Raw genomic sequence first — 402 nt, 5'->3', positions numbered from 1 at the left:
GCGGGGGGGGGGGGGCCCCCCCGCCGCAACGGCGAAGGGGCGCCCTTCCAGGCCCGACGCGCGAGAAGGCGGGCTCGGGGACAAATTGTCCCAACCAGCCGGCGACCGGCGCGCGGCGGCCGCGATGCGCTCGCGCGTCGATGCGGCGAAGCTGGCGATCGCCCGGGAGGCCGTCTCCCAGCTCGACGACTCGGAGGAGCTCGAGGGCGCCTCGGGCATGTACGACGCGGGGCGTGCGGCCAAGAAGGCCGCGGGAAGGCTGCGGCAGAGGAAGGCGAAGAAAGCAGCCCAAGGCAGCCGCAAGGCGGCGACCGCGCTCGGCGCCCCAAAGGGAGGCGCGCGCGGCCCCGAGGCAGCCGGCGCGACCGCCCCGGCCAAGCACCAGGCGGCCCAGGCGGCCGC

General features: G+C 77.9%; 1 pseudogene. It reads left to right on the top strand.

Annotation, left to right across the window (positions count from 1 at the left end):
- Positions 1-124 precede the first annotated feature (124 nt).
- A pseudogene (locus tag DWZ01_RS10850) lies at positions 125-402 on the top strand (hydrolase Nlp/P60); the annotation flags it as partial.

Source organism: Collinsella sp. AF28-5AC, from assembly GCF_003457875.1.
GTDB lineage: Bacteria > Actinomycetota > Coriobacteriia > Coriobacteriales > Coriobacteriaceae > Collinsella.
This window is presented reverse-complemented; position numbering and strand designations above follow the sequence as displayed.